The 26,179-nt window shown below is 40.9% G+C and carries 21 protein-coding genes; 6 read left to right on the top strand and 15 right to left on the bottom strand.

The genetic code is table 11. The features are described from left to right. Positions 1-72: 72 nt before the first annotated feature. Together QQK00_RS16840 and QQK00_RS16835 are read right to left on the bottom strand one after the other, a co-directional pair. Positions 73-264 carry a DUF2065 domain-containing protein gene (locus tag QQK00_RS16840; protein ID WP_284218840.1) on the bottom strand — a complete coding sequence of 64 codons (192 nt, stop codon included), beginning with the start codon at positions 262-264 and terminating at the stop codon, positions 73-75. Between the two features lie 15 nt (positions 265-279). Beyond that, positions 280-1,128 (bottom strand): tetratricopeptide repeat protein, encoded by an 849-nt coding sequence (locus QQK00_RS16835; RefSeq protein WP_284218839.1) that lies wholly within the window; start codon positions 1,126-1,128, stop codon positions 280-282. Between the two features lie 183 nt (positions 1,129-1,311). Here QQK00_RS16835 and QQK00_RS16830 point away from each other — a divergent pair, with 183 nt between their 5' ends. After that, on the top strand, positions 1,312-1,629 hold the full coding sequence (locus QQK00_RS16830) for an Mpo1-like protein (protein ID WP_284218838.1): 318 nt from the start codon (positions 1,312-1,314) through the stop codon (positions 1,627-1,629). Positions 1,630-1,709: 80 nt separating this feature from the next. Here QQK00_RS16830 and QQK00_RS16825 read toward each other — a convergent pair whose 3' ends face one another. From QQK00_RS16825 to rho, 7 genes are all read right to left on the bottom strand, one after another. Further along, positions 1,710-2,813, bottom strand: coding sequence for a PQQ-dependent sugar dehydrogenase (locus QQK00_RS16825; protein ID WP_284218837.1), 1,104 nt, complete (start codon positions 2,811-2,813; stop codon positions 1,710-1,712). A gap of 84 nt (positions 2,814-2,897) precedes the next feature. Beyond that, positions 2,898-3,404, bottom strand: coding sequence for a copper chaperone PCu(A)C (locus tag QQK00_RS16820; RefSeq protein WP_284218836.1), 507 nt, complete (start codon positions 3,402-3,404; stop codon positions 2,898-2,900). Between the two features lie 70 nt (positions 3,405-3,474). Then, positions 3,475-4,614 carry a 5-(carboxyamino)imidazole ribonucleotide synthase gene (locus QQK00_RS16815; protein WP_284218835.1) on the bottom strand — a complete coding sequence of 380 codons (1,140 nt, stop codon included), beginning with the start codon at positions 4,612-4,614 and terminating at the stop codon, positions 3,475-3,477. Continuing rightward, positions 4,611-5,099 (bottom strand): 5-(carboxyamino)imidazole ribonucleotide mutase, encoded by a 489-nt coding sequence (gene purE, locus QQK00_RS16810; protein WP_284218834.1) that lies wholly within the window; start codon positions 5,097-5,099, stop codon positions 4,611-4,613. The genes QQK00_RS16815 and purE overlap by 4 nt, the downstream gene beginning before the upstream one ends. A 147-nt stretch (positions 5,100-5,246) precedes the next feature. Beyond that, entirely contained in the window at positions 5,247-6,545 is a 1,299-nt protein-coding gene (locus QQK00_RS16805; protein ID WP_431307752.1) for an amidohydrolase, read from the bottom strand. Between the two features lie 101 nt (positions 6,546-6,646). After that, positions 6,647-7,015: a SirB2 family protein gene (locus tag QQK00_RS20540; protein WP_431307751.1), complete on the bottom strand. Its 369-nt coding sequence runs from the start codon at positions 7,013-7,015 to the stop codon at positions 6,647-6,649. Between the two features lie 127 nt (positions 7,016-7,142). After that, entirely contained in the window at positions 7,143-8,408 is a 1,266-nt protein-coding gene (gene rho, locus QQK00_RS16800; protein ID WP_284218833.1) for a transcription termination factor Rho, read from the bottom strand. A gap of 1,102 nt (positions 8,409-9,510) precedes the next feature. Here rho and QQK00_RS16795 point away from each other — a divergent pair. The 3 genes from QQK00_RS16795 (at position 9,511) to QQK00_RS16785 (ending at position 16,282) form a co-directional block, all read left to right on the top strand. Continuing rightward, positions 9,511-13,092 (top strand): TonB-dependent receptor, encoded by a 3,582-nt coding sequence (locus QQK00_RS16795; RefSeq protein ID WP_284218832.1) that lies wholly within the window; start codon positions 9,511-9,513, stop codon positions 13,090-13,092. A 17-nt stretch (positions 13,093-13,109) separates the two neighbouring features. Continuing rightward, on the top strand, positions 13,110-15,599 hold the full coding sequence (locus QQK00_RS16790) for a hypothetical protein (protein WP_284218831.1): 2,490 nt from the start codon (positions 13,110-13,112) through the stop codon (positions 15,597-15,599). 446 nt (positions 15,600-16,045) lie between these two features. Continuing rightward, a complete protein-coding gene (locus QQK00_RS16785; RefSeq protein ID WP_284218830.1) occupies positions 16,046-16,282 on the top strand; it encodes a hypothetical protein in 237 nt (78 codons plus the stop codon). Between the two features lie 440 nt (positions 16,283-16,722). Here the strand turns inward: QQK00_RS16785 and trxA are convergent, their stop codons facing one another. After that, complete coding sequence (gene trxA, locus QQK00_RS16780; RefSeq protein WP_284218829.1) at positions 16,723-17,049, bottom strand: thioredoxin TrxA; 327 nt, start codon at positions 17,047-17,049, stop codon at positions 16,723-16,725. A gap of 102 nt (positions 17,050-17,151) precedes the next feature. On the opposite strand from trxA, the gene rhlB reads away from it, so the two are divergent. Next, positions 17,152-18,435, top strand: a complete 1,284-nt coding sequence (gene rhlB, locus QQK00_RS16775) for an ATP-dependent RNA helicase RhlB (protein ID WP_284218828.1) — start codon at positions 17,152-17,154, stop codon at positions 18,433-18,435. 15 nt (positions 18,436-18,450) lie between these two features. Continuing rightward, positions 18,451-19,965, top strand: a complete 1,515-nt coding sequence (locus tag QQK00_RS16770; RefSeq protein ID WP_284218827.1) for a Ppx/GppA phosphatase family protein — start codon at positions 18,451-18,453, stop codon at positions 19,963-19,965. On the opposite strand, the gene ubiB is transcribed toward QQK00_RS16770, so the two are convergent. From ubiB to prlC, 5 genes are all read right to left on the bottom strand, one after another. After that, positions 19,949-21,577, bottom strand: a complete 1,629-nt coding sequence (ubiB, locus tag QQK00_RS16765; protein ID WP_284218826.1) for a ubiquinone biosynthesis regulatory protein kinase UbiB — start codon at positions 21,575-21,577, stop codon at positions 19,949-19,951. The two genes, QQK00_RS16770 and ubiB, sit on opposite strands and share 17 nt — an antisense overlap. A gap of 1 nt (position 21,578) precedes the next feature. Then, entirely contained in the window at positions 21,579-22,253 is a 675-nt protein-coding gene (locus QQK00_RS16760; RefSeq protein ID WP_284218825.1) for a ubiquinone biosynthesis accessory factor UbiJ, read from the bottom strand. Next, on the bottom strand, positions 22,254-23,051 hold the full coding sequence (gene ubiE / locus QQK00_RS16755; RefSeq protein WP_284218824.1) for a bifunctional demethylmenaquinone methyltransferase/2-methoxy-6-polyprenyl-1,4-benzoquinol methylase UbiE: 798 nt from the start codon (positions 23,049-23,051) through the stop codon (positions 22,254-22,256). It abuts the gene before it with no gap. A gap of 132 nt (positions 23,052-23,183) precedes the next feature. Then, positions 23,184-23,888, bottom strand: coding sequence for a DNA-3-methyladenine glycosylase I (locus tag QQK00_RS16750; RefSeq protein ID WP_284218823.1), 705 nt, complete (start codon positions 23,886-23,888; stop codon positions 23,184-23,186). A gap of 54 nt (positions 23,889-23,942) precedes the next feature. Beyond that, positions 23,943-26,003, bottom strand: a complete 2,061-nt coding sequence (gene prlC, locus QQK00_RS16745) for an oligopeptidase A (RefSeq protein ID WP_284218822.1) — start codon at positions 26,001-26,003, stop codon at positions 23,943-23,945. Between the last annotated feature and the right edge of the window lie 176 nt (positions 26,004-26,179).

The raw sequence follows: 26,179 nt of genomic DNA, 5'->3' as shown, positions 1-26,179 counted from the left end.
TTAGGCGGCGATTTTAGCAAACTATACGCGCTTGTTGAATGGAATTTTCGTCTTACTTATTGCAGAAATATATCAAAACAATATAAACCACAAGATTACACTGCCCGTCACAACTAACAATCCCCCAATACGTCTGAGCACATTGGGTGATTGAGCAGCCATATCTTTCAACAACACTTGCCATTTATTTGGTATAAGTAAGGGGCCAAGGCCCTCAAGGATAAGCACAAAACAAATCGCCAATATCAGAGTGTCAATTGTCATCTTTGCGCCAATAATCTAATACAATAAGCTATATATCTTTCGGCGATATACTGACTTTAAAGGCTCGCCATCAGGTAATGCATTGATAGTATCTAAGGTAATTTTTTTTGCGTCACCAAATCCCATGTCTTTACGCAAAATACTCAAAAGTAAATCCAAGGCTTGCTCAACTTTATGTGCTTGCTGCAACTGTATAGCTAAATGCAGTTTTATTTCATCATTCTCAGGGTCTGCATCTAACTTAGTCTGCAATTCAATTAATTCAGGTGATTCCGCTGCTTTTTCTGCCAGTTCAATTTTGCCTAAGATGACTTGATAACGTGCATCTTGGTCAACCATTGTCACCGGTGCTAGCAACGCTTTCGCAGCATCTACTTGCCCAAGTTCTATCGTACAATCTGCAAGCGCAAACCTTGCGTCAATCCAATCGGTATTTAAATCAAAAGCTTGCTTTGCGTATGTATATGCCTGCTGATAGTCATGCGCTTCAATTAGCTGGGCGGCTTGCAACAACATACCCTCTTCAGGTTTAGGTAAATGTTTGTCAAATAGTGCTTTTAGTTGTTCGCTATCTTGGGGGCCTGCAGCGCCGTCAATTGGTTGCCCTTCTTTCACCAGCATTATTGTTGGCAAGCCCCTGACGCCAAATTGCGCAGTTATTTGTTGCTGTTCCTCACAGTTGACCAAAGCTAAGGTAAGATGCTCGGTATTGCCTTGTGCAAGTGCTTGAACATTTGGGAGCATTTCCATTGAAGGCTCATCCCAAGGTGCATAAAAATACACTGCCACTAGCGCAGACTGACTGCCGTCGACTATCACATCGTTAAAGTTTTCTACTGTAAGTTCTACTACATTTTCTGACATAAGTTAGCATTCAATATTCAACAAATTTCTATTCTCGATTATGGCGACAATTTGATGATTTACAACAGCCGATGTAATATTTTACTCATTGTTAAAATATTGTTAAATATAAACACAAATAATATACTACCAAAGAAGTAGTTATTTGTTTCAAGAGCAGCCCATTCGTCTGTCAACGAACCCATGGTCGGTAATATGTCTAAAAAATTCAATTCCTTCAAAGAGTTTTATCCTTACTACTTGTCCGAACACCAAAACTTGAACTGTCGTCGCTTACATTTTGCGGGATCATGCCTCGTAATCACACTTATTTTCGTCGCAATATTGAAGTCATCATACATGCTACTTTGGTTACTACCTGTTATAGGCTATGGCTTTGCGTGGGTCGGACATTTTTTCTTTGAAAAAAATCGTCCAGCCACATTTACCTATCCACTGTACAGTTTAATTGGGGATTGGGTTATGTTTAAAGATATAATCCAAGGCAAGCTCGACATATAAGCAAACACAAAAACGCATATCCCCCCCTGAGCATGCGTGTATTTATATCGTCGTTACAATATGGCATTGCAGTAGCAACACTATTTGTCGTCTGCACTTGATAAGCGCAATATCTTGCCATCCGTAGAGTCAGTGAGTACATACAAACTTCCGTCGGGTGCTTGCGCTACATCCCGGATTCTTTCATCACGCTCTGCCAGCAGATTTTCTTCACTGATGATTTTTCCATCTTCAACGACTAAACGTTTTAAGTATCTATCTTTTAAGGAACCTATAAAAAGATTATTTTTCCATTCTGGAAACTCACTCCCTGAATAAAAGGTCATGCCTGAAGGAGCAAAAGAGGGGACCCAATATTTAAGCGGTTGCTCCATACTGTCAGCTTTGGTTTCCTCTGAGATAATGGAACCGTCGTAATTAACCCCATAGGTAATGGAGGGCCAACCGTAGTTATTGCCTTTAGACAATATATTGACTTCATCTCCACCTTTTGGCCCGTGTTCATGAGTCCAGATTGCTCCCGTTGTCGGGTGTTTTACCATACCTTGCACATTACGATGACCATAAGTGTATACTTCTGGCGCAGTGCCACTTACAAAAGGATTATCACTTGGTACTTTGCCCTCTGATGTTATTCTAACGACCGTGCCGTAGTGGTTATCAGTGCTCTGTGCATCGTCTTTAAAGCCACCTCTATCACCTAATGACACATATAGATGCCCTGTGTTATCAAACACTACTCGACATCCAAAATGATAGTTGCTTTTTGCTTTAGGCAAAGCAATAAATACAGGTTTGGTATCTTGTAAAGACTGACCGTCAAACATCCCAGCGTGAACTTCACTGCCCCATTCGTTATCCCGTTCAACATTAACACAAACATAGACTAGTTTGTCTTTATCATAATTAGGACTTATAGCAAGGCCGAGCGTCCCGCCTTGACCTTTCGCCACCGCGTCAGGTAAGCCAAGAATAGGGGCGCTAAGCTCATTGTTTTTACTTAATTTACGTAAACCACCCGCTCGTTCAGTAATTAGAGCATCACCGTTGGGCAAAAAAGCGATCCCCCACGGATGCTCCAGGCCTGAGGCTAACTCAGTAACCTTAATTGCTGCCTGACTTATAGATGTAGTAATAAGTAGAAAGGAACTTGTAACAATTCCAGAAAATATCAGTTTTAACATGGTTTTCCCTTATATTCTATGACCGAGCATAAGTACGAAAATTGTAGAAACATGGGTCAAAACGTTCGAGTAAACGCCAAGAAACTATTGTCGAACATCTACGACAGGTAATTCTATTGGCAGTGAAGAACCGTCTTCGAAATGCAAAACAACTGAAACACTGTCACCTTTGGTAAATGGCTTCTCTAATCCCATAAACATGAGATGCTTACCTCCGGGTAAAAAATTTACTGTTTGTTGCGGTAAGATTTTTACGCCTGTTTCAACCTCCATCATGCTCATTATTTCGTCTTCCATAACTGTTTCATGTATTTGCACCATTGACGCGATGTTTTGGTCAACTGCCGCGTGGCTAAGCACTAGTGTCGACGCGTGGTGAGTATTAAAAATAGTAAAGTAGGCTGCACCAGTTTTAGCAAACTTGAATGTTTCCCTAGACCAGTTTTGAGAGATTTCAGCATGCTCTGACATTTTAAATGAAGTGTTTTTTTGATCACTAGCAAAGGCAACATTAACGACGAAAAATAGTGCGAGCGACGACAAGAGTGTATAAATCGAATGTATACATTGATGTTTTTTGATCACTTTCATTTATTGCTCCTAACTCACATTTAAAAACTCAAGATACAGGCTAACTCAACGCACAATCAACGTTGTCAATTTAAAGCGCTTTTAAACGTCGAATTTCACCCGCTAGTTTTGGAAAATACTCTTCAGGTAAAAAAGTCAAAAGTTTTGATAACTTTTCACTTAACTCAAAGTAGCTGTTCGCGGTCACATTTATATGACCCATCTTACGTTTTTCACGCACTTCCTTGCCATACCAATGCAAGTGGCACCCCGGAATGCTAATTAAGTCACGACTAAAAGAAGTACAGCCGATAATGTTTATCATCGCGGTAATTTTGTTTGTCTGTGGCGAGCCTAAAGGAAAGTTTAAGCACGCTCGTATGTGTTGTTCAAATTGACATGTTTCTGCACCGTTTTGCGTCCAATGCCCGGAATTATGCACCCTCGGGGCGATTTCGTTTACAAGAAGTTCGTCACCCACTTGAAACATCTCAACTGCTAATACACCAATATATTCAAGCGAATTCGCGAGCGTTTCAAAAATATAATGAGCCTTTTGTTTGAGTGAATCACTAATATTCGATGCCGGTGCAACAGAGACATGCAGTTGCCCTTGATAATGCAGGTTTTCTGCAATATCAAAACAAGATACCTTACCGTCAGATGTTCTTGCACCAATAATTGAAATTTCACGTTCGAAATCAATCATTTTCTCGGCGACAATTGGCACAGTTTGAAGATCTAAACTTGCAAACGCAATCCGAATGTCGTCAACATCTTCGGGTATCATCATTCGCCATTGACCATAGCCATCATACCCATCCCTTGACGCCTTAAAGATAATGCGTTGACCCAGTGCTTGAACTGCGTCGTCGAGCGCATCAATATGTTTAATGATTTTGTATGGAGCATTAGGAATATTGGCAATATCTAAGCAAGCTTTTTCGCGTACTCTATCCGCCCCCGTAAGAATCGATTTCGCGTTAGGATGAAACTTACCGGTTTCACCAGCTAAGGCTAGTAAATCCTCAGGCACATGCTCAAACTCAGCGGTTATTACATCGGCATCAGAAAGCGCATAATCAAGCGTCATTTCAAGCTTTTGTTTGCTCACAGGATGTAAAATGTCTCTCGAATTTACGTCAACGGCCTTTACATCAACACCCAAAGGCGCCGCCGCTAAGTACATCATTTGAACTAACTGCCCAGCACCAAATACTAGTACTTTCATTCTAATTCCAGCGTTTGATTAGCAAGAACAGTCTCAGTTTGGTTTTGTCTAAAAACAACAATATTGTCCCGAACGTCTTTGTTTTGCAACGCCACGACTTGAGCAGCTAACAGACCAGCATTTGCAGCGCCTGCCTCACCGATAGCTAAGGTTCCAACAGCCACACCCTTTGGCATTTGAACAATTGATAATAGAGAGTCTAACCCGCTTAACTGACTTGATCTGACTGGACAGCCAAATACTGGTAAGTGAGTATGTGCAGCTATCATTCCAGGAAGATGCGCAGCACCACCAGCGCCAGCAATAATAACTTGATATCCTTCACTTTCTGCAGACTCAGCAAAATCAACTAACAAGTTAGGCGTACGATGCGCAGAAACAACTTGCGCTTTAAAACTGACACCGAGTGTTTTCAACATTTTTGCAGCTTGTTGCATGGTAGGCCAATCTGATTGCGACCCCATAACGATTGCGACTTGAGCCATAAAATTTACTTCCAATCTTAAAAGCCCGACATTATAGAAGAAAGTACCATAGAGCGCGACTCTTTGTGTCACGCGCCATCTAAAATACGCTAACGTTATACATCTAAAGGAATTTTAAGTCATAACATTCAAAGATTTATCGTTCCTTCACTCAACTGAATTCATATAGTCAATTGTCATATTTGAAAGTAGTTTTACACCTAACTTCATACCACTGTCGTCAACAATAAACTCGGGCGTATGATGCGCAGGAGAGTCAGCCTCGCTAACATCTAGTGGTTTACCACCTACCCACAAATAAACGCCTGGCACTTCTTTTTGGAAGAAAGAGAAATCTTCTGCACCAGTTACTGCTTTACTATTGATCACATTTTCCTGACCCGCAGTTCTAACTAAAGATGGCAACATCTTGTCCATTAGCGCATGGTCGTTAAAGGTTATAGGATAATTGTAGTCAAGCGGAAGTGTAATTTCTGCTTCTGCTCGCATACTGTCAGCAATCCCTTTTACCTTCCGTGGTAACGCTTCATAAATGTGCTCTCTGGCGTCTTCGTTAAGCGTGCGAATGGTGCCTACCATAGTTACATCCATCGGAATAATGTTTGATCGATTTCCGCCATGTATCGATCCAATAGAGATCACGGCAGCATCATCAAGTAAACGAAGCTCTCGACTCACGATAGTTTGCAAACCCATAATTACTTGCGCGGATGTCGTAATAGGATCAACACTTTTCCACGGATATGCGCCATGCGCTTGTTTACCTTTAATAACGATTTTAAAGGGGTCAACCGCCGCCATAATACCGCCATGTCGATAACGTACTTTACCAACATCGGTATTCGCACTAATATGAAGGCCAAAGATTACGTCAACATCAGGGTTTTTAAGCACCCCCTCTTCGACCATGACTTCTGCTCCGCCTCTTTCGCCACGAGGCGCACCTTCTTCAGCAGGTTGAAAAATAAACTTCACCTTTCCCTTTAACTGGTCTTTCATACCCGTCAAAATTTCCGCGGCGCCCATGAGCATAGCCATGTGAGTATCATGTCCGCAAGCATGCATAACAGGTACAGTGTTTCCCTCGAACTCTGCCGTCTTTGTGGATTTGAAAGGGAGGTCATTCACCTCTTTTACTGGCAATCCATCCATATCTGCGCGCAAAGCAACGGTAGGTCCGGGTTTGCCTGAGTCTAAAACGGCAACAACACCGGTAATCGCGACGCCAGTTTGAACGTCAAGCCCCAAACTTCTAAGATGCTTTTCCACATATTTAGCGGTTTCAAACTCACGATTTGATAGTTCAGGGTTTTCATGAAGATGATGGCGCCATGCAATGACTTTGGATTCGATACTGTCCGCTCGCGTTGCTACGTCATCAGCGATTACCGCAAAAGACAAACATACGAATAAGATTAGTGTGATTGATTTCATTTTTCTGCCCATTATTATTTCCTTATTAGCACCGTTGCCAGACGCACTAATAGGACTGTTATTATAGTTTCTGGTGAGCGAATATTAGCCAAAACAAAAATAGGCTAAGGCAACTAAAACAAGTGTTTCGTAATGGCTATTTTTACCACGATTGAAAACGAGATTAAAGATAGCGCAAAAAACAAGCATTTATAAGTGAATACTTCTACTTTTTTGTATGCGATAAAACCGAAAATTACGTAAAGCACAACGAACAGTAATTTTATTTGTAACCAAGAAAAAGTGAAATGAATATACTGAAAATACTGCGTCATTCCTATTGCAGACACAACTAATATTGTATCAGCAATATGAGGTAATCTATCGAAATAGAACTTTTCTTTTAAATGCGGTTTTTCGATGGTGAGAACAAATCTCACAATAAACAGAATAATGCTGATTGCGGCAAAAGACATATGAATGTGTTTTAACGTAGCATACAAACTTTCTGGCCTACTTATCGTGAAATACGATCCATATAATGATTTTACTAGATTCCATATAAAAAAAGCCAGTTAAACAACTGGCTCTAATGCTCTGAATATAGAGACTAGCAAACTTTTAGCGTAATTAGCCTTTCTGACGCTTCATCGAATCGAAAAATTCATCATTTGTTTTTGTCATAGACAGTTTGCTAATGAGGAATTCCATGGCATCAATTTCTGGCATTTCGTGCACAATTTTGCGTAAAATCCACATTTTTTGCAATTCTTCTTGCGTGGTAAGCAATTCTTCTCTTCGCGTACCTGAACGATTAAAGTCAATCGCTGGGAACACCCGTTTTTCCGCAATTTTACGGTTTAGGTGTAACTCCATATTACCCGTACCTTTAAACTCTTCGTAGATAACTTCATCCATTTTGGAACCAGTATCTATTAGCGCAGTAGCGATGATTGTTAAACTACCACCCTCTTCGACATTTCTTGCTGCACCAAAGAATCGCTTGGGTTTATGCAGTGCATTTGCATCTACACCACCAGTAAGCACCTTACCAGACGACGGTATGACAGTGTTATATGCTCTTGCCAATCGCGTAATAGAGTCTAATAAGATAACAACATCTTTCTTATGCTCGACCAAGCGCTTTGCTTTTTCGATGACCATCTCAGCCACTTGTACGTGTCGGCTAGCAGGTTCGTCAAAAGTAGAGGCAACCACTTCACCTTGTACAAGGCGTTGCATTTCTGTTACTTCTTCAGGACGTTCGTCAATAAGTAACACCATTAGTTGTGCCTCAGGATGATTTGCAGCAATTGACTGCGCAATATTCTGTAGCAATAATGTTTTACCTGCCTTTGGTGGCGCAACAATAAGTCCTCGTTGCCCGCAGCCCACTGGAGACGCAAGATCTAGTACACGAGCAGTAATGTCTTCTGTGCTCCCGTTACCGCGCTCCATGCGCAGCCTTGATGCTGCATGCAAAGGTGTTAAGTTTTCAAACAATATCTTATTTCGAGAGTTTTCAGGCTTATCAAAATTCACTTCGCGTATTTTTAATAAGGCAAAGTACCGCTCACTATCCTTCGGAGGTCTAATTTTACCTGAAATAGTGTCGCCAGTACGTAAGTTAAAACGACGGATTTGACTAGGTGATACATAAATATCATCAGGCCCCGCCAAATAGGATGAGTCTCCCGACCTTAAGAAACCAAAGCCATCTTGCAATATTTCTAATACGCCATCACCGAAGATGTCTTCCCCACCTTTTGCGTGAGATTTAAGTATTGAGAAAATAATATCTTGTTTGCGGGCTCGCGCTAAATTCTCTAGCCCCATTTTTTCAGCCAGTTCGACTAGCTCGCTAATTGGTTTCTGTTTTAATTCAGTTAAATTCATGTTGGTGGGTCTTATATATGTACAAGCAAGTACGACGTAGGTTCACTTTGTTGTATTGACTCGGTTAGTAGGTAAGTAATCTGCATGTTTGTCTGCGGCGCACAAAACGTGGAACAGGCCAATTGGTAAGTGAACGTCGCGTCGGAAAGATACGATTACTTTGGTGAGTTGTTAATAAATTAGCACTAATTTTTTTAATCGTCCAGTTTTACTAGAGAATAATGTAAAGATTCGGCACAACAATTTAATTAGTGGCACCTGCTCGACATAAATTTAACTCACAACTTTGGTCATCTCAAGCTCTGCAGGTCAAACCTCAATCGTTTGAAAATGCGCAATAACTGGGTTTATCCGTAAACCTCTCCAAACGTGATGCCTAATTTGTTACAAAGTTGATATATAAAAATTCAATTTCTAATAAGAATTGTATAAACCCAAAATTTATTTATAACTTCAACCCTCAAAAATGATAACGCTACCATTTCTTTATATAAGCGGCATAGAGGTAAAGCGTGGAAGTACTCGATAACTGTTTTCAATGAAAACGAAAGTGTTCCACATTAACGCAGGCAAAAATACAAGCATATAAAAAATCACTAAGGCATTGTTAAAGCTGTGTTTTGATTGAAAAAATACGCACGTTAACTGTACAAGTAATACTCGAAAAAAACATCTACTTATGTATTTTAAATATACTATTTTCGAAGTGAAAATTTAATTTTGATTTTGACTAATTTAGAATCTTACGTTTTTAATTATTAATATTACTTTATCTTGTTATTTTTATTTGTGATTGGCAACTTTCACCTGTAAATGAGATAAAAATGTTAAAATAATTTTTCCATTAAATTTCATTAACTTACCAACAAATTAACAAGTGTTTAACCCTTAAGATTGTCAAATCCACAATGAAAAAACATGCTTTTCTCTCTAAAAACAAGCGTTAAGGGATGTAGATTATTACCCTAGTGAAGGTGTATCTTGTTAGTAAGTTGTTTGCCAATTGTTAACACTCAACGCAAATACAACTATAAAGAGGCTCTGATTTTGGTTATTGCCCAACAACCATATCAGTCGAACAGCATCCCTAAGGGAGACACACATGAACAATACGGGAAGAAGGTTTAAGTTAAGTGCGCTGACATTGGCTATGCTTGCCAGTACTTCAAGCGCTTTTGCTGACCAACAAGCCGCGGAAGATGAAGTTGCAAACACTGCGGTCACTCAATCACCTGCTTCGGCAGAAAATGACGAAGAAGGTGAAGTTGAAGTCATAAAAGTTTCTGGTTTTAAGGGCAGTATCCTTAAAGCCATGAATGAAAAACGTTTTAGTAAAAACGTATCAGATTCTATATTCGCGGAAGATATTGGTAAATCCACAGACCAAAACATCGCCGACGCATTATCTCGTGTAACAGGCGTATCGGTACAAACGACTGATGGTGAAGGTACCAGAGTCACAGTACGGGGAGCAAACCCAGACCAAAACGTTATTACTTTAAATGGTGTTACGCTAACGACGGCTGACTTTAACCAATCAGTGGACCTCAGTGCATTTTCTTCAGATGTATTGTCAAGCATCAACGTAGTAAAAACACCAAGTGCGGACCATGACGAAGGCTCGCTAGGTGCGTCGATTCTACTAAATACAGTAAAACCTTTAAACCTTAGTGAAGATGTCAGAAGCCTTACTTTCCAAGGTAGATATAATGACTTTTCGGAAGAATCTGATTACAAAATATCGGGTACTTTCTCAAAGGCATTCTTAGATGACACTGTCGGCTTTTTGATTACTGCTTATGACGAAACGAGCTCTATTCGTCGCGATGAAATGCGTATAGGTAGATACGATGCTGTAGATGTAAGCGTAGCAAGAGACCTACAAGGCAACATTATCACTGATACTCGGGCGCTAGTGCCTAACTCAGTAGAGTATTCGTTATTCACAAACGAACGTAATCGCCAAGGCGTCGATATGACCCTCCAGTATCAGCCTACTGAAGATACAGACATTGTATTAAACCTTAACTGGGCAAACCAAGAGGTTGTTGATACTTTCCACGGTGTCAGCATAAGATCTAGAGCCGATTTACCTAATTTTGTAGAGGGAGTCGAAAACCCGACGGCGGCTAATCCTGGTACACCCAATATTCCGACGTATACAGATCCACAATCTGAGTGGTGGGTAATTGATACCGAAACTCGCACATTGGTCAAATCAGTTAATCGATTTGCTGACGGCGGTTTCCAGCGCCGAAATGGCGGTGGTACTACTGTAAACAAAGTTGCCAACCTAAATTTAACCCATCACTTTACTGATGAAATTAGTATGGAAGCTGGCGTTAACTACTCAGAAACGCATCTAGAACCCACTAATAATGTTACTATGAACCTTCTCAATGGTTTTGGTGTGCAAGCACAGGTTAAAGCAAGAGCGGCTGAATTTGGTACGCCGCACACTGGCATACAACCCGCAGGCTACGATTGTACAACTGGAATTTGTGAACTAGTGTTTGGTGACGGCTTCACGTCATTAAATAGCCCGGAAGTAAATGGCGATGAGACCGGGCGTGCAGCATTTAACCCAGATGATATTGCCGCTCAATCAGTGAATTGGATGGGGTTAAATCAACAAGAAGTAAAAGATACCAATAAAACCGCTTTTGTTGATTTTGATTGGGAAGTTGATTTTGCTGGCATTACTAGTTTCGAATTTGGTGCTAAGTATTCCGAACGTGAAAAGTTTGTCGATAACCAAACCGGTCAATTTAGAACAACTACACAGCCAGTTATCGTTACTCGTTTTGATTCAGAAGGTTCACCGATAGGCGTTAAAGCGATTATTCAAGGTCAAGGCATTAACACGATTAGTGCAATTAACTACACATCGGACGAAGCTTTTCCAGTTGATGACTTTATGTCTTCATTTGGTATTTCGAGAAACAACATAACAGACGGTTGGACCCTTGTAGACGAGCAAAAACTGCTAGATTTGGCATATGGCATCGATGGAAATAACCTAGAAGTTGATGACTCTGCTACACGCCGGGCAGTATTAGAAAATATCGCCGCGTATTTTAAAACTAATTTTGAATACTTTGATGGCAAGTTAACTGGTGATGTTGGTGTGCGTTATGTTAGAACAGACTTGGAAACCTTCGGCAGTTCAGGTGCTCGATTCCAAAGTACACCGCTCAACAGAATATTTGACCCATTTGTTTGGCGTCAATTAAGAAACCCTGAACTTGATACTTGTAACCAAGACAATATATTCTCACCAAACCCTCAAGGTGATCTGAGAAACAACAGAATCGACGGCAATGGTTGGGACTACACTACTGATCCAGCCAACCCAACACGTATCCCACAAGATCCAGCGGGATACCCTTGTTTTGACCCGCGTACCACACAAAATGCTGGCCAAGGTGGCTGGTGGTGGAACTGGCGTCACAGTGACATTACGACCCTTGTTAGTGACGTTTTCACCGACGATCCGCAACGAGTTCCTGTTGACAACAGCCTACGCACCTTTGGAACAGTGGGTTCAAATACATATGACCTATTTTTACCAAGCTTAAACCTAAATTATCAATTTGGTGATGATTTAATTGGTAGATTCGCGGTATCTAAAACCATGTCACGTCCACCGATTGATGACCTAAAACCCGGGTTTAATTTAAACGAAGGCATTTGGGGAGATCCGGATACGCCAAGGGGTTCAAGAATCACCTTGAATAACCCCAAATTGTTACCCCAAGAATCGATTAACCTTGATTTCTCACTAGAGTGGTACTTCAACCCAAGTAGCTTGTTGTCTGTTGCATTCTTCCACAAAGATATGACCAACTTTCTTGAAGATGAAACGTCAATCGTTTATGCAGACGACCTTCGCGACAAAGACATCGAAAACTATGATGTCGCCAATTTGATTCGCTCTGAAGAACAAATTAGAGCTTATTTTGCCGAAAACCCTACCGGATATACGAGTATTGGCGACGCAGCATGTTTGCCTAAACGTGGCAACTTAAGCAACGTTACTCAAGATTGGTGGTTCGATGATTCAGACCTACTTAATTACTGTGGCCTTTATAGCGCCACCAATAAGATAAATGGTGACGGCGCGACGATTACAGGTATGGAGCTTTCATATTCTCAAGTGTACGACTTTTTACCTGGTATTTGGTCTGGTTTAGGTACCACCATGAACTATACCTATCAACAAAGTAAAACGGACGAACAAGAATCTACGCTTGAACCTGGTAAAATATTACCGCAATGGCCACGCGCTTGGACACCTGAGCACAGTTACAACGCAACGGTATTCTGGGAGCAAGATGGTCATCAAATTCGTTTAGCTTACCGAGGCAAAACTGACGAACTAGTTAACAGAGCAGTTGGTGAAGGTGCCGTATGGCAAGATGGAACAGGTACTTTCGATTTCTCAGCTAGTTATCAGATTACCGACCAAACCAGAATATCTTTCCAAGCAATCAACTTAACAGATGAGGGCGTAAGACGTTATTACACCAGTAGAGAACACATCTTAGGTGACGTTGATGCAAATGGCGAAGAAATACTCTTTAACGAAGGTAACGTGTATGACGACGGTGCGACACAGAGTAGAACACAATTACTCCAACGCACAGGCCGTATATTCCGTATTGACCTACGTGTTAACTTTTAGAGTGAAGGATTATTACAATGAAATTTAAATATAAAAATCTATTAGTACCGGCCGTAATGACCGCGCTCTATGGTTGCGGTGGCGGCACTGATAACGAAATCGTTAGAATTGAAAACAATTCTCCGCCAGTATTAGATGTTGCAGCCCTAACAATTGAAGGCGTTAGTTCGACATATACAAACGACGCAGGTCAAATGGAATGGGAATATCGCGTAAAAGAAAGCGCAGATGACTACCCAAACCCCGATACGTCTAAATCTGAAAGCGTTGATTTTTTCGAAATCGATTTGTTAACCGGCATCACTGACGCAGATAATGGCGCTTTGTTGCAAGTGAATGATGTCCGTTTTGTTTGGGAAGGGCCGGATTGCTCGAATACTGTAGGTGAAGGTGCTGCATATCCTGATATATGTAACCCAATTTATGAAGCACTTGGTTTTATTGATGCTGAAGGAAATGTGATCAACACCAACTTCGAGCAAGACCAAGAGATTGCTGAGATGCAAAACCTACCGATAACGTCAGGCGTTATTTACGGGTTTGAGTTAAAACAATCCTCGGTCAAAGTAACCCCCAATATGTTTGCGCCAATTCTTGTAGAGGGAGATACCTCACAGCTTCATATCATCTATAAAGTCACAGATGGTGAAACGGTGTTAGATCGCCGCTTAAAAGTTGTAGTTGAAGGTGAAGACGCAATGCCCACCTTTATTCAACAAAACTCACTTGGTGAACCAATCTTAGATGTTACGACAAGTGAAAGAATAGATGTAGAACAAGCTGACGTAACCATCTCTGAAAAATCCGATCCGGTGTTCTTCAATATTGTTGAAGGCATATACGATCAAGATATTAAAGATATTCAAGCGTTACAAGAAGACGTTGGCAACTTGGAAAACATCTATCAACAACAACATTATACCGCGGAGCGTTTGAGCGTGGTTGGTATCACAGTCCCTGAAGGCGTGCCTGAAGGCGTGTTTAGCGACAGTAATTCCGTGGTAAGATCCAATGAAGACACTGGGGTAGAGGAATATTTTGTACAAATAGACCCATCACCCTACGGCGAACTATTGCAACGCGGTGATACAGTTAATCTAGAATTCAAATTCCAGGTAACTGACGGAAACAATTTTGTAGACCGTAGCTTTTTTGTAAATATTAAAGGGGCGGATGAGTTTAACCCGCCGGAATTTGATGAGCCGGTACTTACACAGAATATTCTCACTTCAGAATTCCCGATGGTTTATAGCCTGAAAGAAGGCGTAATAGACCTAGATGGCGACGCAACTGAGATCATTGACTTCACGCCTGCTGAAGGAAGCACAGGTTATGGTATCGACCTAACTAACCCTAACGCAGTTGTTGTTGACCCTTATGCTTTCTTAAATCTAGCACCAGGGGAAGAGAAAGTACTTTCTTATACTTACAGAATAACTGACGGTGACTTAACCTCTGATGAACGTGAATTACGTGTTGTCATTACCGGAGCGAATCAAAATCTGCTCCATAAAAACACCCCAGAAGCCAATGGCTTCGAAGGTGGGTCACTAGAAGGGACAGCGTTTGAGGGAGATGCAGGATTAATAGGCGTTACAGCAGAAGCAGCTTATTCAGGTAGTTTTGGGCTTAACAATGCCGAAGGCGGTACGTTCTTGCAGCTAAATGAAGCTGGTATTGAACAAGGACAGATTGAAAGACGTGATAATTATTATATCAACTTTTTCGCCAAACAAAGTGATGCAGAAGGTGGTGCACGTGTAACATTCAACAAGAATGCCGACACAAATGATGTGTTCCAAATAGAAGAGTCGCCAACTCTGAATACAACGGAATGGTTTGAACATACCATTACGTATGTAGATGCTGACGAATTCTTCCAAGATGACTCGGTATTCGATTTAACATTCCGTCTTGATCAAGGTTCTTTTGATGACTTTTCGTTGGTCGAATTTACCTACGCGAGATTCCGTGACTTAGTTTCTGAAGGCCAATTTAGTCAAGGTCTTGCAGGCGGCTGGCAAGTAAGCGGGGATGTTACACTAGCGGTAACTGAAGACGCTAATCGCCAACAAAACGTTGATGATCTTCAATATGGTCTTGAAGTAACGGCGGGGCCAGATGGCGGTACTTTATTCTTAGATTCATCGCAATTAGTCCAAGGTGCTGTCAAAACAGGTATGCGTTATATCGTATCATTCGATTTGCGAAACCCTACTTATTCGGCCAGCGAAGAAAAAGGAGCGCCTCTAGGAGTTTCCGTTGTAGATGAAAATGGCACGAACTATGTGCGGAAATCAGGATTTGCAGAGCCAAGTGCCACGGCTTGGAATACATACTTCTATCACTTGAATACAGTATCTTTAACAACGGATGGGTTGGGTACTCCAATTGCTAGTGATGCAGAGTTTGATTGGGAAGGGGCTGCGACACAACTCCAATTTACTATTCCCGCAGGTCAAACATTCCAGATTGATAACATTCGTATGTTCCCTGTACCTCAATAAGCTAGTTATCATTTAAGTATCATTGCTTAAAATCAAAAGCCCAGTATTTATCGCTGGGCTTTTTTAATCTTAAATATAAGTATATTTGAATGTGTATTGATATGCGTATATTAAAATACACGAACTAGCGAATCTCTGTGTTAAGCTAAATTAGCTACCTAGTAATTATTTATAGAATTCACGCAGATGCTGAGTAAATAGATATAGGAAAAATGGACTAATTTGCATTTGTGAAAACTCCTGAAGTAGCAATCAATGAACGTCAAATAACGAAAGATTGATAACTCTTGATGCCTAGAATTAAAGGTGACTTTTGCACTCCAACAATTTTATATGAAAAAAAGTGGTTTTATTTGCAAAACACATTGAAATTCTTACCGCTCAGACCTAAGCTTAAACAGTACAACTAATGTACAGATATTTATTTAATTTATAAGGAAAAATAAATGAAAAAGTTAAAGGGTATATTATCCACTATATGTGCTTTGTTACTATTTTCAGCTAGTGTGCAAGCTGGTTTTATAGACGTTTATCATTATTTTGATTCTTCAGGAAACCTTGTAGGGGAAGTAACTTATGGAACAGGCTGCAATGCGTCAGCCACTAATCCGAACGGTACAACTATAAATTCATCCTGGGGAATAACGACCAGTAACTACACGGTATCCTATGGTGGTTGTTAACGCTAGTCCGCTGCACCAACATTATCAATGAATTAACTCATCAATAAATAAAGGAGTTAGCCGTCTCCTTTTAAATTACAAATTTTTTATACTTAACGCCATAAAATTATATTTAAAATAATTGTCACACACTATCATTAATAACCAATGCATATGCAACAATGCTTGGTAATAACGGTGAATAACCTTTGTTGATTCCTCCAAATATCTTGGTTTTATCTTCTAATAAAATATTAGAAGTGTACCTAAACACATTTTATAGACGGGTTGCTTTAATTGCTTGGAAAACGGTAATTGTATAGCATTCAACTAAGACTACCATATTCAGCAACAGACAAGCTCAAAAACAGAAAATTTAGCCAGGTGATATATTTGTGTAACAAAATATAAAAGACCGATTAGAAATAACCGGCCGTTCTATAAATTACCTTAAGAACTTTCTAGATATTCTCATCCAAGAACTCTTTCAATTGCGTTTTAGATAGCGCACCTACTTTCGTTGCGGCAACGCCACCATCTTTAAATAAAAGCAGCGTTGGGATGCCTCGAATGCCATATTTAGGTGGCGTTTCATTGTTATCATCAACGTTTAATTTACCAATTGTCAGTTTGCCTTCGTATTCGTCAGCGATTTCGTCTAGAATAGGAGCGATCATTTTACATGGGCCGCACCACTCTGCCCAAAAATCCACTAATACAGGACCAGATGCATTGATTACATCGGCTTCAAATTTCTCGTCGCTTAATGCGATTATTTTGTCGCTCATTCTTTTCTCCGAGTTAGGAAATTGTAGAATTAATTTTCTGTCATTACCTAATAGTGTTATATAGAAACTGTTTTTAATGCAAGCATTGATAAGCTATAAGCTATGCCAACAACACATTTAACAGATACGACTTTTGATTCGCTTCCGATCCATCCGCAATTACTATCCGCGCTGAAGGAAGAGAACTACACTCAGTGTACGCCCATTCAAGAAATGAGCTTGCCGCAGTTACTTGCTGGCCAAGACATCGCAGGTCAAGCCCAAACTGGGACCGGCAAAACGATGACTTTCTTACTGGCTACTTTTCATCACTTACTCAACAACCATACAAAAACGACGGAACACGGACCTCGTGCTATTATTATGGCGCCCACACGGGAACTAGCCATACAAATATACAACGATGCCAATGCCCTTAGTAAACATGCAGGGTTGTCGCTTGCGGTAGTATATGGGGGCGAAGGATATGAAAGTCAACGCCAACAATTGCAAGACGGCGTAGATATCATTATCGGTACTACGGGCCGCATCATTGACTACTACAAACAACGCGTGTTTTCTTTAAGTAACGTACAAGTTGCCGTCCTCGATGAAGCCGACCGCATGTTTGACTTAGGCTTTATTAAAGATATACGTTTTCTATTTAAACGTATGCCCGAGCCTGCAAAACGTCTGAATATGCTGTTTTCAGCGACCTTGAGCATGCGAGTTCAAGAACTTGCCTATGAACACATGAACAATCCTGCCAGCGTACAAATAGAGCCTGAAACAAAAACCAATACTCGCATTACAGAAGAGCTATTTTATCCGTCCAATGAGGACAAGGCTCTATTGCTCTTAACCTTAATGGAAGAAGAGTGGCCTGATAAAGCGATTGTATTTGCCAATACGAAGCACGATTGTGAAACTGTTGCTGCCTGGTTAGAAGCAGATGGACACCGAGTTGGTTTACTCAGTGGCGACGTGCAACAGAAGAAACGAATTAAGATTCTTAACGACTTCACACAAGGTCAGCTTGACGTGTTAGTCGCTACAGATGTTGCCGCTAGAGGTATTCACATTGAAAAAGTAACGCACGTGTTCAATTACGATTTGCCCGATGATGCCGAAGATTATGTGCATCGTATTGGAAGAACTGGGCGAGCCGGAGAGTTAGGCTATGCAATTAGCTTTGCTTGCGAAAAATATGCGCAAAACCTGACGGCAATCGAAGTGTACATTAGCCATGAAATTCCAGTGACAGATTATAACCCAAACATACTACTGGAAGACGTTAAAAAACCTCAAATGCGCAGTCGAAATAATCGTTCCCGTAGCGGCAACGGTGGACGAAGAGACAATAACCGAGGAAAACCGCCTCGTAGACGCGCACCAGCAAAGAAATAGGACGATGTAAGACATATGGGTGAGTATCAACCCGCAGCGATGCAGGATGAATATTATGCTGCAGTAGATTTAGGCTCAAACAGTTTCCATATGGTGACTGTTAGAGTGTTGTCAGGTAGCGTGCAGATTGTGAGCAAAAACAAACAAAAAGTGCGCCTTGCTGCTGGATTGAATGACGACAACGAGTTAAGTGAAGAAGCAATCGCTCGCGGACTTAACTGCATACGTAATTTTGCGGAAAAACTTCAAGATATCCCCCCTAAAAACATCAAAATTGTGGCCACAGCCACACTTCGCTTAGCCACTAATTCAAAAGACTTTGTAGTACCTGCCGAGCGTATACTTAATCACAAAGTAAATATTATTAGTGGGGATGAAGAAGCAAAACAAATTTATCTAGGTGTTGCATACACATCTGCAAATCAAGGCAATACCTTGGTGATAGATATTGGTGGCGCAAGTACCGAAGTCGTCATTGGTCGAGACTTACAACCATTGCATCTTACTAGCTTTAATATGGGTTGTGTAACCTTCATGGAGAAGTACTTTCCGGAAGGAAATATTACTGCCAAAGGTTTTAATCAAGCCCTTAGTGAAGCAAGCAAGATAATGCAAAGCCATGTTAACACTTTCCGTTGCTTTGACTGGGGTCAATGCTTAGGTGCCTCAGGGACGCCGCAAGCAGTCACATCGATATTAGTTAAACGCGGTGTGAGTGATGCTATACGACTAGACTACCTGCACAAGTTAAAAGATGAATGTATTGCCGCCGGCCACATAAATAAGTTAATCATTGAAGGGCTGGCATCTTCTAGGCAGGCTATTTTTCCAAGTGGTTTAGCAATATTAATCGCTTTATTTGAGAATCTTCAAATAGAAAATATGCAAATATCTGGTGGGGCGTTAAGAGAAGGTATCATTTATGGCATGCTCGAAACCTATCAAAAAAGCGACCGCAGGCAACAAGGCCTTAACCAGTTAATTAGCCGCTTTCATATCGATGCTGAGCAGAGCAAGCGCACGCAAAAAATAGCGTCTGCGCTCTGCAAAACAATGTGTGATCAAACCAACTTTTGTGACTTCGACACTGAAGTAGTTACTCATGCTGCAGCCTCACTGCATGAAATAGGCCTGCATATCGGATTTAAAGGTTACAATGAGCATGGTGCTTATATACTAACTCACGTTGATGTCACTGGATTTACAAATTTGCAGCGCATGATGATTAAAGACCTAGTGCTTTTACATCGCGGTGAAATTGATTTGTCGCCCTTAACCCAATACAAAAACGAGCTAAAACAAACCCTTATCAACGCAATGCGCGTTCTTAGAATAGCGATTATATTGACGAGTAGAAGAAGAAGTGACGCTATACCTACTCCACGCTTGAACATTAACGAGAACGAGTGGAATTTGACGTTTAGTGTTGATTTGAAATCTCGACATCCCATGATTTATACAGAATTAGTCCATGAGTGTTGGTTGCAACATCGAGCCGGTTGGCAACTGAAAATTACCGAAGCTGCCTAAATGAGATAACCCAAGCGACAAGCGCGCCAATAGTAAGTACAGCGCCATATAAAAACTCTCGCTCTAGAATATATACACTCAAGCTCGCAATACTTAGTACAACCGCTAAATGCCCAGCGACTCGAGATCTCTGAAGACGTTGCTGTTGGTTAATCTCTTCCTGATGCTGTCTTGACAACTGATTCGGTAGCGCTCGTATTTGACGTAAGCTATCAAAAAGTAGATCTGGCATCTCCGGTAACTTTTCACTCCAAAACGGCAAGTTTTCCTTAATGCTATTAAACATCGCTTTTGGACCTATTTGTTCCTTCATCCATGCCTCTAAGAAAGGCTTTGCTGTCTCCCATAAATCCAATTGCGGATACAGTTGTCTACCTAGACCTTCTACATAAAGCAGCGTTTTCTGCAGCAACACCAATTGCGGCTGCACTTCCATATCAAAACGACGAGCAGTATTAAACAACTGCAACAAGACATTCGCGAAAGAGATTTCTTCTAGAGGCTTTTGAAAAATCGGCTCGCACACCGTACGAATCCCCATCTCAAAGTCATCAATATTCGTATTTGCTGGTACCCATCCAGAATCTACATGCAATTCCGCAACCTTTCGATAATCGCGATTAAAAAAGGCGATAAAGTTTTCAGCCAGATATCGTTTATCTTGTTTGTTTAGCGTACCAACAATGCCATAATCTATACCAATATATTGTGGGTTTTCTGGAGACTCTTTGGAAACGAAGATATTGCCAGGATGCATATCGGCATGAAAAAAACTGTCTCGAAATACTTGCGTGAAGAACACTTCAACACCGCGTTCAGCAAGCAATTTAAGATTAGTGCCTTGCGCAATCAATGCATCAATATCAGATACCGGAATACCATAAATGCGCTCCATCACAATCACATTTTTTCGGCAGTAGTCACTATAAAACTCAGGTACATAAAGTGCTTCAGAACCTTCAAAATTGCGTTTTATTTGAATCCCATTGGCGGCTTCTCGAAGTAAATCTAGCTCATCTAAAATTGTTCGTTTATATTCTTGCACTACTTCTACAGGGCGTAAGCGTTTTCCTTTAGGGATCCAACGTTGGACTAAGCCAGCAATAGACAGAAGGAGATCAACATCAGCTTCTATGGTTTGACGAATATTCGGGCGAAGTACCTTGATTACTACCTTTTTACCTGTCGGTTTAAGGGTTGCTGAATGCACTTGTGCGACAGATGCAGAGGCTAATGGGATCAACTCAAAATCTTCAAACAATTCAGATATGTCGTTGATTTCTAGCGCTCTTTCAATCAATACCTTTGCATCTAAGGATTCAAATGGCGGAACTTTATCTTGAAGAATACTAAGTTCGTTAGCAATATTATGAGAAAACAAATCTCTGCGAGTAGACAGCATTTGCCCAAATTTGATGAATACGGGCCCAAGAGATTCTAAGGCTAACCGTAGCCGACGCCCATGAGTATCAGGAGCATGTTTGTTAGGTAACCAAAATACGCACTTTCTTGCCCATCTAAAATACCATGGGCGAAAGCGCTTAGGAATAAGCTCGTCAAGGCCATGTGAAAGTAATACAGCCCCAATCTTATAAAAACGACGAAGCTTCATATCAATTTACGTCCTTTTCCAATTTTTCTATTCTTGCGGCTACTCTGTCTGCCCCCGCCTGAAGTATCTTTACTTCATCAATAAAATTCATCAACATAATAGGCCGAACGGCGATTGGTTTTTCTTCGAGTGCAGCATCCGACAGGGCCTGCATAATACTTTCGCGATGTTTAGTTAGTTTGTCTTTTGTGCTACCGGCAAACGTAAATAGCCAATGTGCAGGCACATCACCAATATATTGAGATAAAACTTCGGCTAAATCGATATCCAACTCGTCAAATAACGCGCTTAATTTTTGAATCAGATACAAATCACCATAAAAGTCCAACTTACCCAGTTTAATAAGGCGAGTTAACTGGCTTGTTTTTTTTAATTCAGGCAAAGCATTTATTGAAATACTGACATATGCGTGGTTGTCGAGTATGGTTTGCTTTTGTGCTTCCGTCCAAGGGTCATCGATGGTGACGTCAACGTAGCGCTTTTCTGATGATGTTTTACCGTCTATTTTTTGAGGCAAAGAGAAATGCAATGACAGAGTAATGTCCACTTCTTGAATATGCAATGTGCAGCACTTTCCACTTAGCGCCCGCACTAACTCGTCTGAGTTTCGCGCTAAGCCTAAGGCCGTATTTATCGCCAATTCAACAATAGACGAGACTACTTGTAGTGCAGGCATCTAAAATTTATATCCTCGATGCAGAGCAACAATTCCGCCCGTCATATTGGTAAAACTTGTTTGCTCAAAGCCCACATCTTTCATCATACTCTCTAACACGGTTTGCTCTGGATGCATACGAATAGATTCAGCCAAATATTGGTAACTGTCACCATCTTGGGTAACCAACTCACCCATTTTAGGCAATACATGAAAAGAATATGCATCATAAAGCTTGCTTAAGGCGTCAGTAGTGGGTTTTGAAAACTCTAACACCAATAAACGACCACCTGGCTTCAAGACACGAAACATACTCGCAAGCGCCTTGCTCTTATCAGTTACGTTGCGCAAGCCAAATGCAATGGTAATCAAATCAAAATGATTGTCTGGAAAGGGTAACTCTTCGGCATTAGCTTGCACATAATGAAGATTGCCGACAATCCCTTTATTGACAAGTTTTTCTTTACCAACCGTCAGCATTGAATGGTTAATATCAGCAAGAATGACCTGCCCGGTTTTACCTACAATCCTGCTGAACTTTGCAGCTAAATCACCCGTGCCACCGGCTAAATCCAATACCCGTTGCCCGGCTTTAACACCACTGCAGTCAATGGTATAGCGCTTCCAAAGTCTATGTATGCCAAAAGACATTAAATCATTCATCACATCATACTTCGCCGCAACGGAGTGAAACACGTTTGCCACAAAGTCAACTTTCTCACTTTTGTTGACTTGCTTATAACCAAAATCAATGAGGTCTTTCTCAGCAGTTGTGGATTCGTGAATATTAGAAGGTGAAGAAGTTACGTCGCTCGACATGATGCTTAACTCGTTGATTTGGTGTTATAAAGCTAGTGTCATTAGTTTATATTAAATTTGGTGTAGTCGCCATGAAGATTGGCGACACATATTCGCGATACTGCAATGCATAGGCGCACGCCTAAGGCTTATTTATGTAGATTCTATACCTACAGCATTGTCACCAACACTCAAGGCCAGTATTTGGCTTAACTCTTGAAATGACAGCCCCGATGTGCTTTGCCAAAATTGGAAAGTATCTTGTATCGTTTGTAAACTGCGTTTCGAACGCAACGAACCCGAGACTAAATCATGAGATCGAAAGTAGGCCTCAACATCATTTGACAAAATAAATGTATCAACGCCCAAAAATCGCAATGCATATGCACCGGTGTTACCGCCTAAACGCGCCCCTTTTTGCTTCAAAAAATCCCACAAACCGATAACATCTCTTGAATCTCTCTTGGCTACAAATGCAGCAAAACTTCCATGCTCGTCACTAACGTCTTTTATCATGTGCGCATTGTCGCGAATTGTGCGTACTTTATTTAAATTTCTAATAATCTTGGGATCAGTCGCCTTTTTCTCTAACATTTCATCTGGCATCATTAGTATTTTTTCAATATTAAATTCAAAAAATACCTCTTCAAAATCCGGCCACTTCTGGCGAACGACACGCCACACGAAACCAGATTGAAATACTTTCTTTGTGAACTCAGCTAACCATCGGTCATCAGGTATCTGTAACAAATCTCGAGTTTCTAGGGGTTTCGAAACCAATGACTGTAACGCTAAGTCACCGCCTTTGCGATCGCTGGCACGCTGAAATATTTGTTCAAAGTGCTCTGTTTTATTCATACTTATTGTCCATAATTGTTATTCAAAAGTACTATTCATAATTACTATCCACAATTAAGCCGCGTCGTCGTGCTCACCAATACCAGAATGGCGTAACAAGGGTTGAATACTCGGTTCACGCCCCCTAAATGCTTTAAACAAATTCATTGGTTCGTCTGAACCGCCCTTTTCAAGAATATTGGTAAGAAAGTCCTGCCCAGTTTGTTGATTAAATATGCCTTCCTCTTCGAAGCGAGAAAACGCATCCGATGATAGCACTTCAGCCCATTTGTAACTGTAATAGCCTGCAGCATAGCCACCCGCAAAAATATGCGAAAAACTATTTTGAAAGCGATTAAATGCAGGCGGAACAAGCACCGCAATTTTATCTCGGACAACATTCAAAAACGCTTGGACATCTATATCTGTGTCAGTTTGCATATGAAGAGAGAAGTCAAACAACGCAAACTCTAACTGACGCAACATTTGCATTGCTGACTGATAATTTTTAGCGGCGAGCAGTTTATCTAATAGATCTTTTGGCAACGCTTCACCGGTTTCGTAGTGACCAGATAAAAAAGCCAACGCCTCTGGTTGCCAACACCAATTCTCTAAAAACTGACTGGGTAGCTCTACTGCATCCCATGCGACGCCGTTAATACCAGATACTCCCCCGACAGTAATTTTCGTCAACATATGATGAATACCGTGGCCAAATTCATGAAACATAGTGACAACTTCGTCATGCGTGAATAAGGCGGGTTTTCCATCGACTGGTCCATTAAAGTTACAGGTTAAATATGCAACGGGCACTTGCAAACGATTGTCTGCCGTAATGCGTTTAACCCTGCATTCGTCCATCCAAGCACCGCCTCGTTTTTTCGCACGCGCAAATAGGTCTAAGTAAAAGCATCCCCGTAACTCTTTGCCTTGTCGTATTTCAAAAAAACGAGCATCTTCATGCCAAGTATCAACGCCATCAATCTCTACAACGTCGATACCATATAAGCGTGATACAACATCAAATAAACCAGTTAAGACTTTGTCTACCGGGAAATAAGGTCTCAATTCTTCATCAGACACTGCATACTTTGCTTGCTTCAATTTTTCAGAGTAATAAGGGTAATCCCATGCATTCAAAGAGGACTTACCATATTCTTTTTCAGCAAACGCTCTCAATTCATCGATTTCTGCCTGCGCCTGAGGTTTAGATTTTTCGGCTAAGTCTTCTAAGAAGCTAATCACCTGAGAGGCGCTTTCTGCCATCTTTGTTTGTAACGCATAGTCAGCGTAATTTTCAAAATCTAGTAAGGCTGATAACTTTTGACGCAGCGCCAAGGTTCTCTCAATCACTTTGGTATTGTCAAACTTACCATCTTCGGTATCAAATTCTGATGCCTTTGTTGTATATGCCCGGTACATGGTTTCGCGTAAGTTTTCATTGTCGGCGTACATCATCACCGGTAAATAGCTTGGAATGTCTAAGGTAAATAAATACCCTTGGCGTTCTTTTGCCATAGCGGTTTGTTTTGCCGCCGCCTTTACGGAGTCAGGCAGCCCCGATAATTCCGCTTCGTCTTCGGTGTAGTAAGTAAAATTAAGTGTCGCATCCATCACGTTATTAGAAAATGTAGAGCCTAATTCCGACAACTCCGCACGAATCTTCGCATATTCCGCTTTTTTATCGTCGGGTAAAGCGACACCTGAAAGTGTAAAGTCCCTTACACCATTATCGACTAACTTTTTGCTCGCCTGCGAAAGAGATTGATACTCATCGCTTTTTTGTAAGGCAATATACAGCTTACAAAGGCCGTTGTGTTGCCCAATGTATGTGCCATATTCTGATAATAATGGTAAACACGCGTCATGTGCTTCACGCAACTCATCAGAACTCACTACCGAATTCATGTGACTAATTGGCGACCATAATTTACTTAGCTCATCATCCGCTTCTTCGAGCAATTCAATGACATTGGCATAGCTTACTTCAGCGCTTTTGACGACGGATTCTGCAGTCGCTTTGCATTTGTCTATTGCCTGCTGAACTGCATCTACGATATTTTCAGGGGTGATAGCTGAAAACCGTGGGAGCTGAGTGGTATCAATTTTGGCGTGTTCGATAGGTAAAGCAGGCATGAATGTTCCTATTTCAAAAAATTGGTATTTATAAAAAAAGTCGCTATGGTTAGATCTTGGGTAAAATAGTTAAAAATCAACTGACGCTCAACTATTTAAAAATAGTTTGCGCTAAATATAGAAATAAAACTTGAAATAACGGGTCTCATCATCACTGTTATAACTTTGCATCATTT

It is taken from the genome of Agaribacter marinus (assembly GCF_030160655.1).
Lineage (GTDB): Bacteria > Pseudomonadota > Gammaproteobacteria > Enterobacterales > Alteromonadaceae > Glaciecola > Glaciecola marina.
This window is presented reverse-complemented; position numbering and strand designations above follow the sequence as displayed.

Bases quoted from the DNA above. Each gene is read 5' to 3' on its own strand.
- QQK00_RS16840 (WP_284218840.1), bottom strand. From the start codon at position 264: ATGACAATTGACACTCTGATATTGGCGATTTGTTTTGTGCTTATCCTT.
- QQK00_RS16835 (WP_284218839.1), bottom strand. From the start codon at position 1,128: ATGTCAGAAAATGTAGTAGAACTTACAGTAGAAAACTTTAACGATGTG.
- QQK00_RS16830 (WP_284218838.1), top strand. From the start codon at position 1,312: ATGGTCGGTAATATGTCTAAAAAATTCAATTCCTTCAAAGAGTTTTAT.
- QQK00_RS16825 (WP_284218837.1), bottom strand. From the start codon at position 2,813: ATGTTAAAACTGATATTTTCTGGAATTGTTACAAGTTCCTTTCTACTT.
- QQK00_RS16820 (WP_284218836.1), bottom strand. From the start codon at position 3,404: ATGAAAGTGATCAAAAAACATCAATGTATACATTCGATTTATACACTC.
- QQK00_RS16815 (WP_284218835.1), bottom strand. From the start codon at position 4,614: ATGAAAGTACTAGTATTTGGTGCTGGGCAGTTAGTTCAAATGATGTAC.
- purE (WP_284218834.1), bottom strand. From the start codon at position 5,099: ATGGCTCAAGTCGCAATCGTTATGGGGTCGCAATCAGATTGGCCTACC.
- QQK00_RS16805 (WP_431307752.1), bottom strand. From the start codon at position 6,545: ATGGGCAGAAAAATGAAATCAATCACACTAATCTTATTCGTATGTTTG.
- rho (WP_284218833.1), bottom strand. From the start codon at position 8,408: ATGAATTTAACTGAATTAAAACAGAAACCAATTAGCGAGCTAGTCGAA.
- QQK00_RS16795 (WP_284218832.1), top strand. From the start codon at position 9,511: ATGAACAATACGGGAAGAAGGTTTAAGTTAAGTGCGCTGACATTGGCT.
- QQK00_RS16790 (WP_284218831.1), top strand. From the start codon at position 13,110: ATGAAATTTAAATATAAAAATCTATTAGTACCGGCCGTAATGACCGCG.
- QQK00_RS16785 (WP_284218830.1), top strand. From the start codon at position 16,046: ATGAAAAAGTTAAAGGGTATATTATCCACTATATGTGCTTTGTTACTA.
- trxA (WP_284218829.1), bottom strand. From the start codon at position 17,049: ATGAGCGACAAAATAATCGCATTAAGCGACGAGAAATTTGAAGCCGAT.
- rhlB (WP_284218828.1), top strand. From the start codon at position 17,152: ATGCCAACAACACATTTAACAGATACGACTTTTGATTCGCTTCCGATC.
- QQK00_RS16770 (WP_284218827.1), top strand. From the start codon at position 18,451: ATGGGTGAGTATCAACCCGCAGCGATGCAGGATGAATATTATGCTGCA.
- ubiB (WP_284218826.1), bottom strand. From the start codon at position 21,577: ATGAAGCTTCGTCGTTTTTATAAGATTGGGGCTGTATTACTTTCACAT.
- QQK00_RS16760 (WP_284218825.1), bottom strand. From the start codon at position 22,253: ATGCCTGCACTACAAGTAGTCTCGTCTATTGTTGAATTGGCGATAAAT.
- ubiE (WP_284218824.1), bottom strand. From the start codon at position 23,051: ATGTCGAGCGACGTAACTTCTTCACCTTCTAATATTCACGAATCCACA.
- QQK00_RS16750 (WP_284218823.1), bottom strand. From the start codon at position 23,888: ATGAATAAAACAGAGCACTTTGAACAAATATTTCAGCGTGCCAGCGAT.
- prlC (WP_284218822.1), bottom strand. From the start codon at position 26,003: ATGCCTGCTTTACCTATCGAACACGCCAAAATTGATACCACTCAGCTC.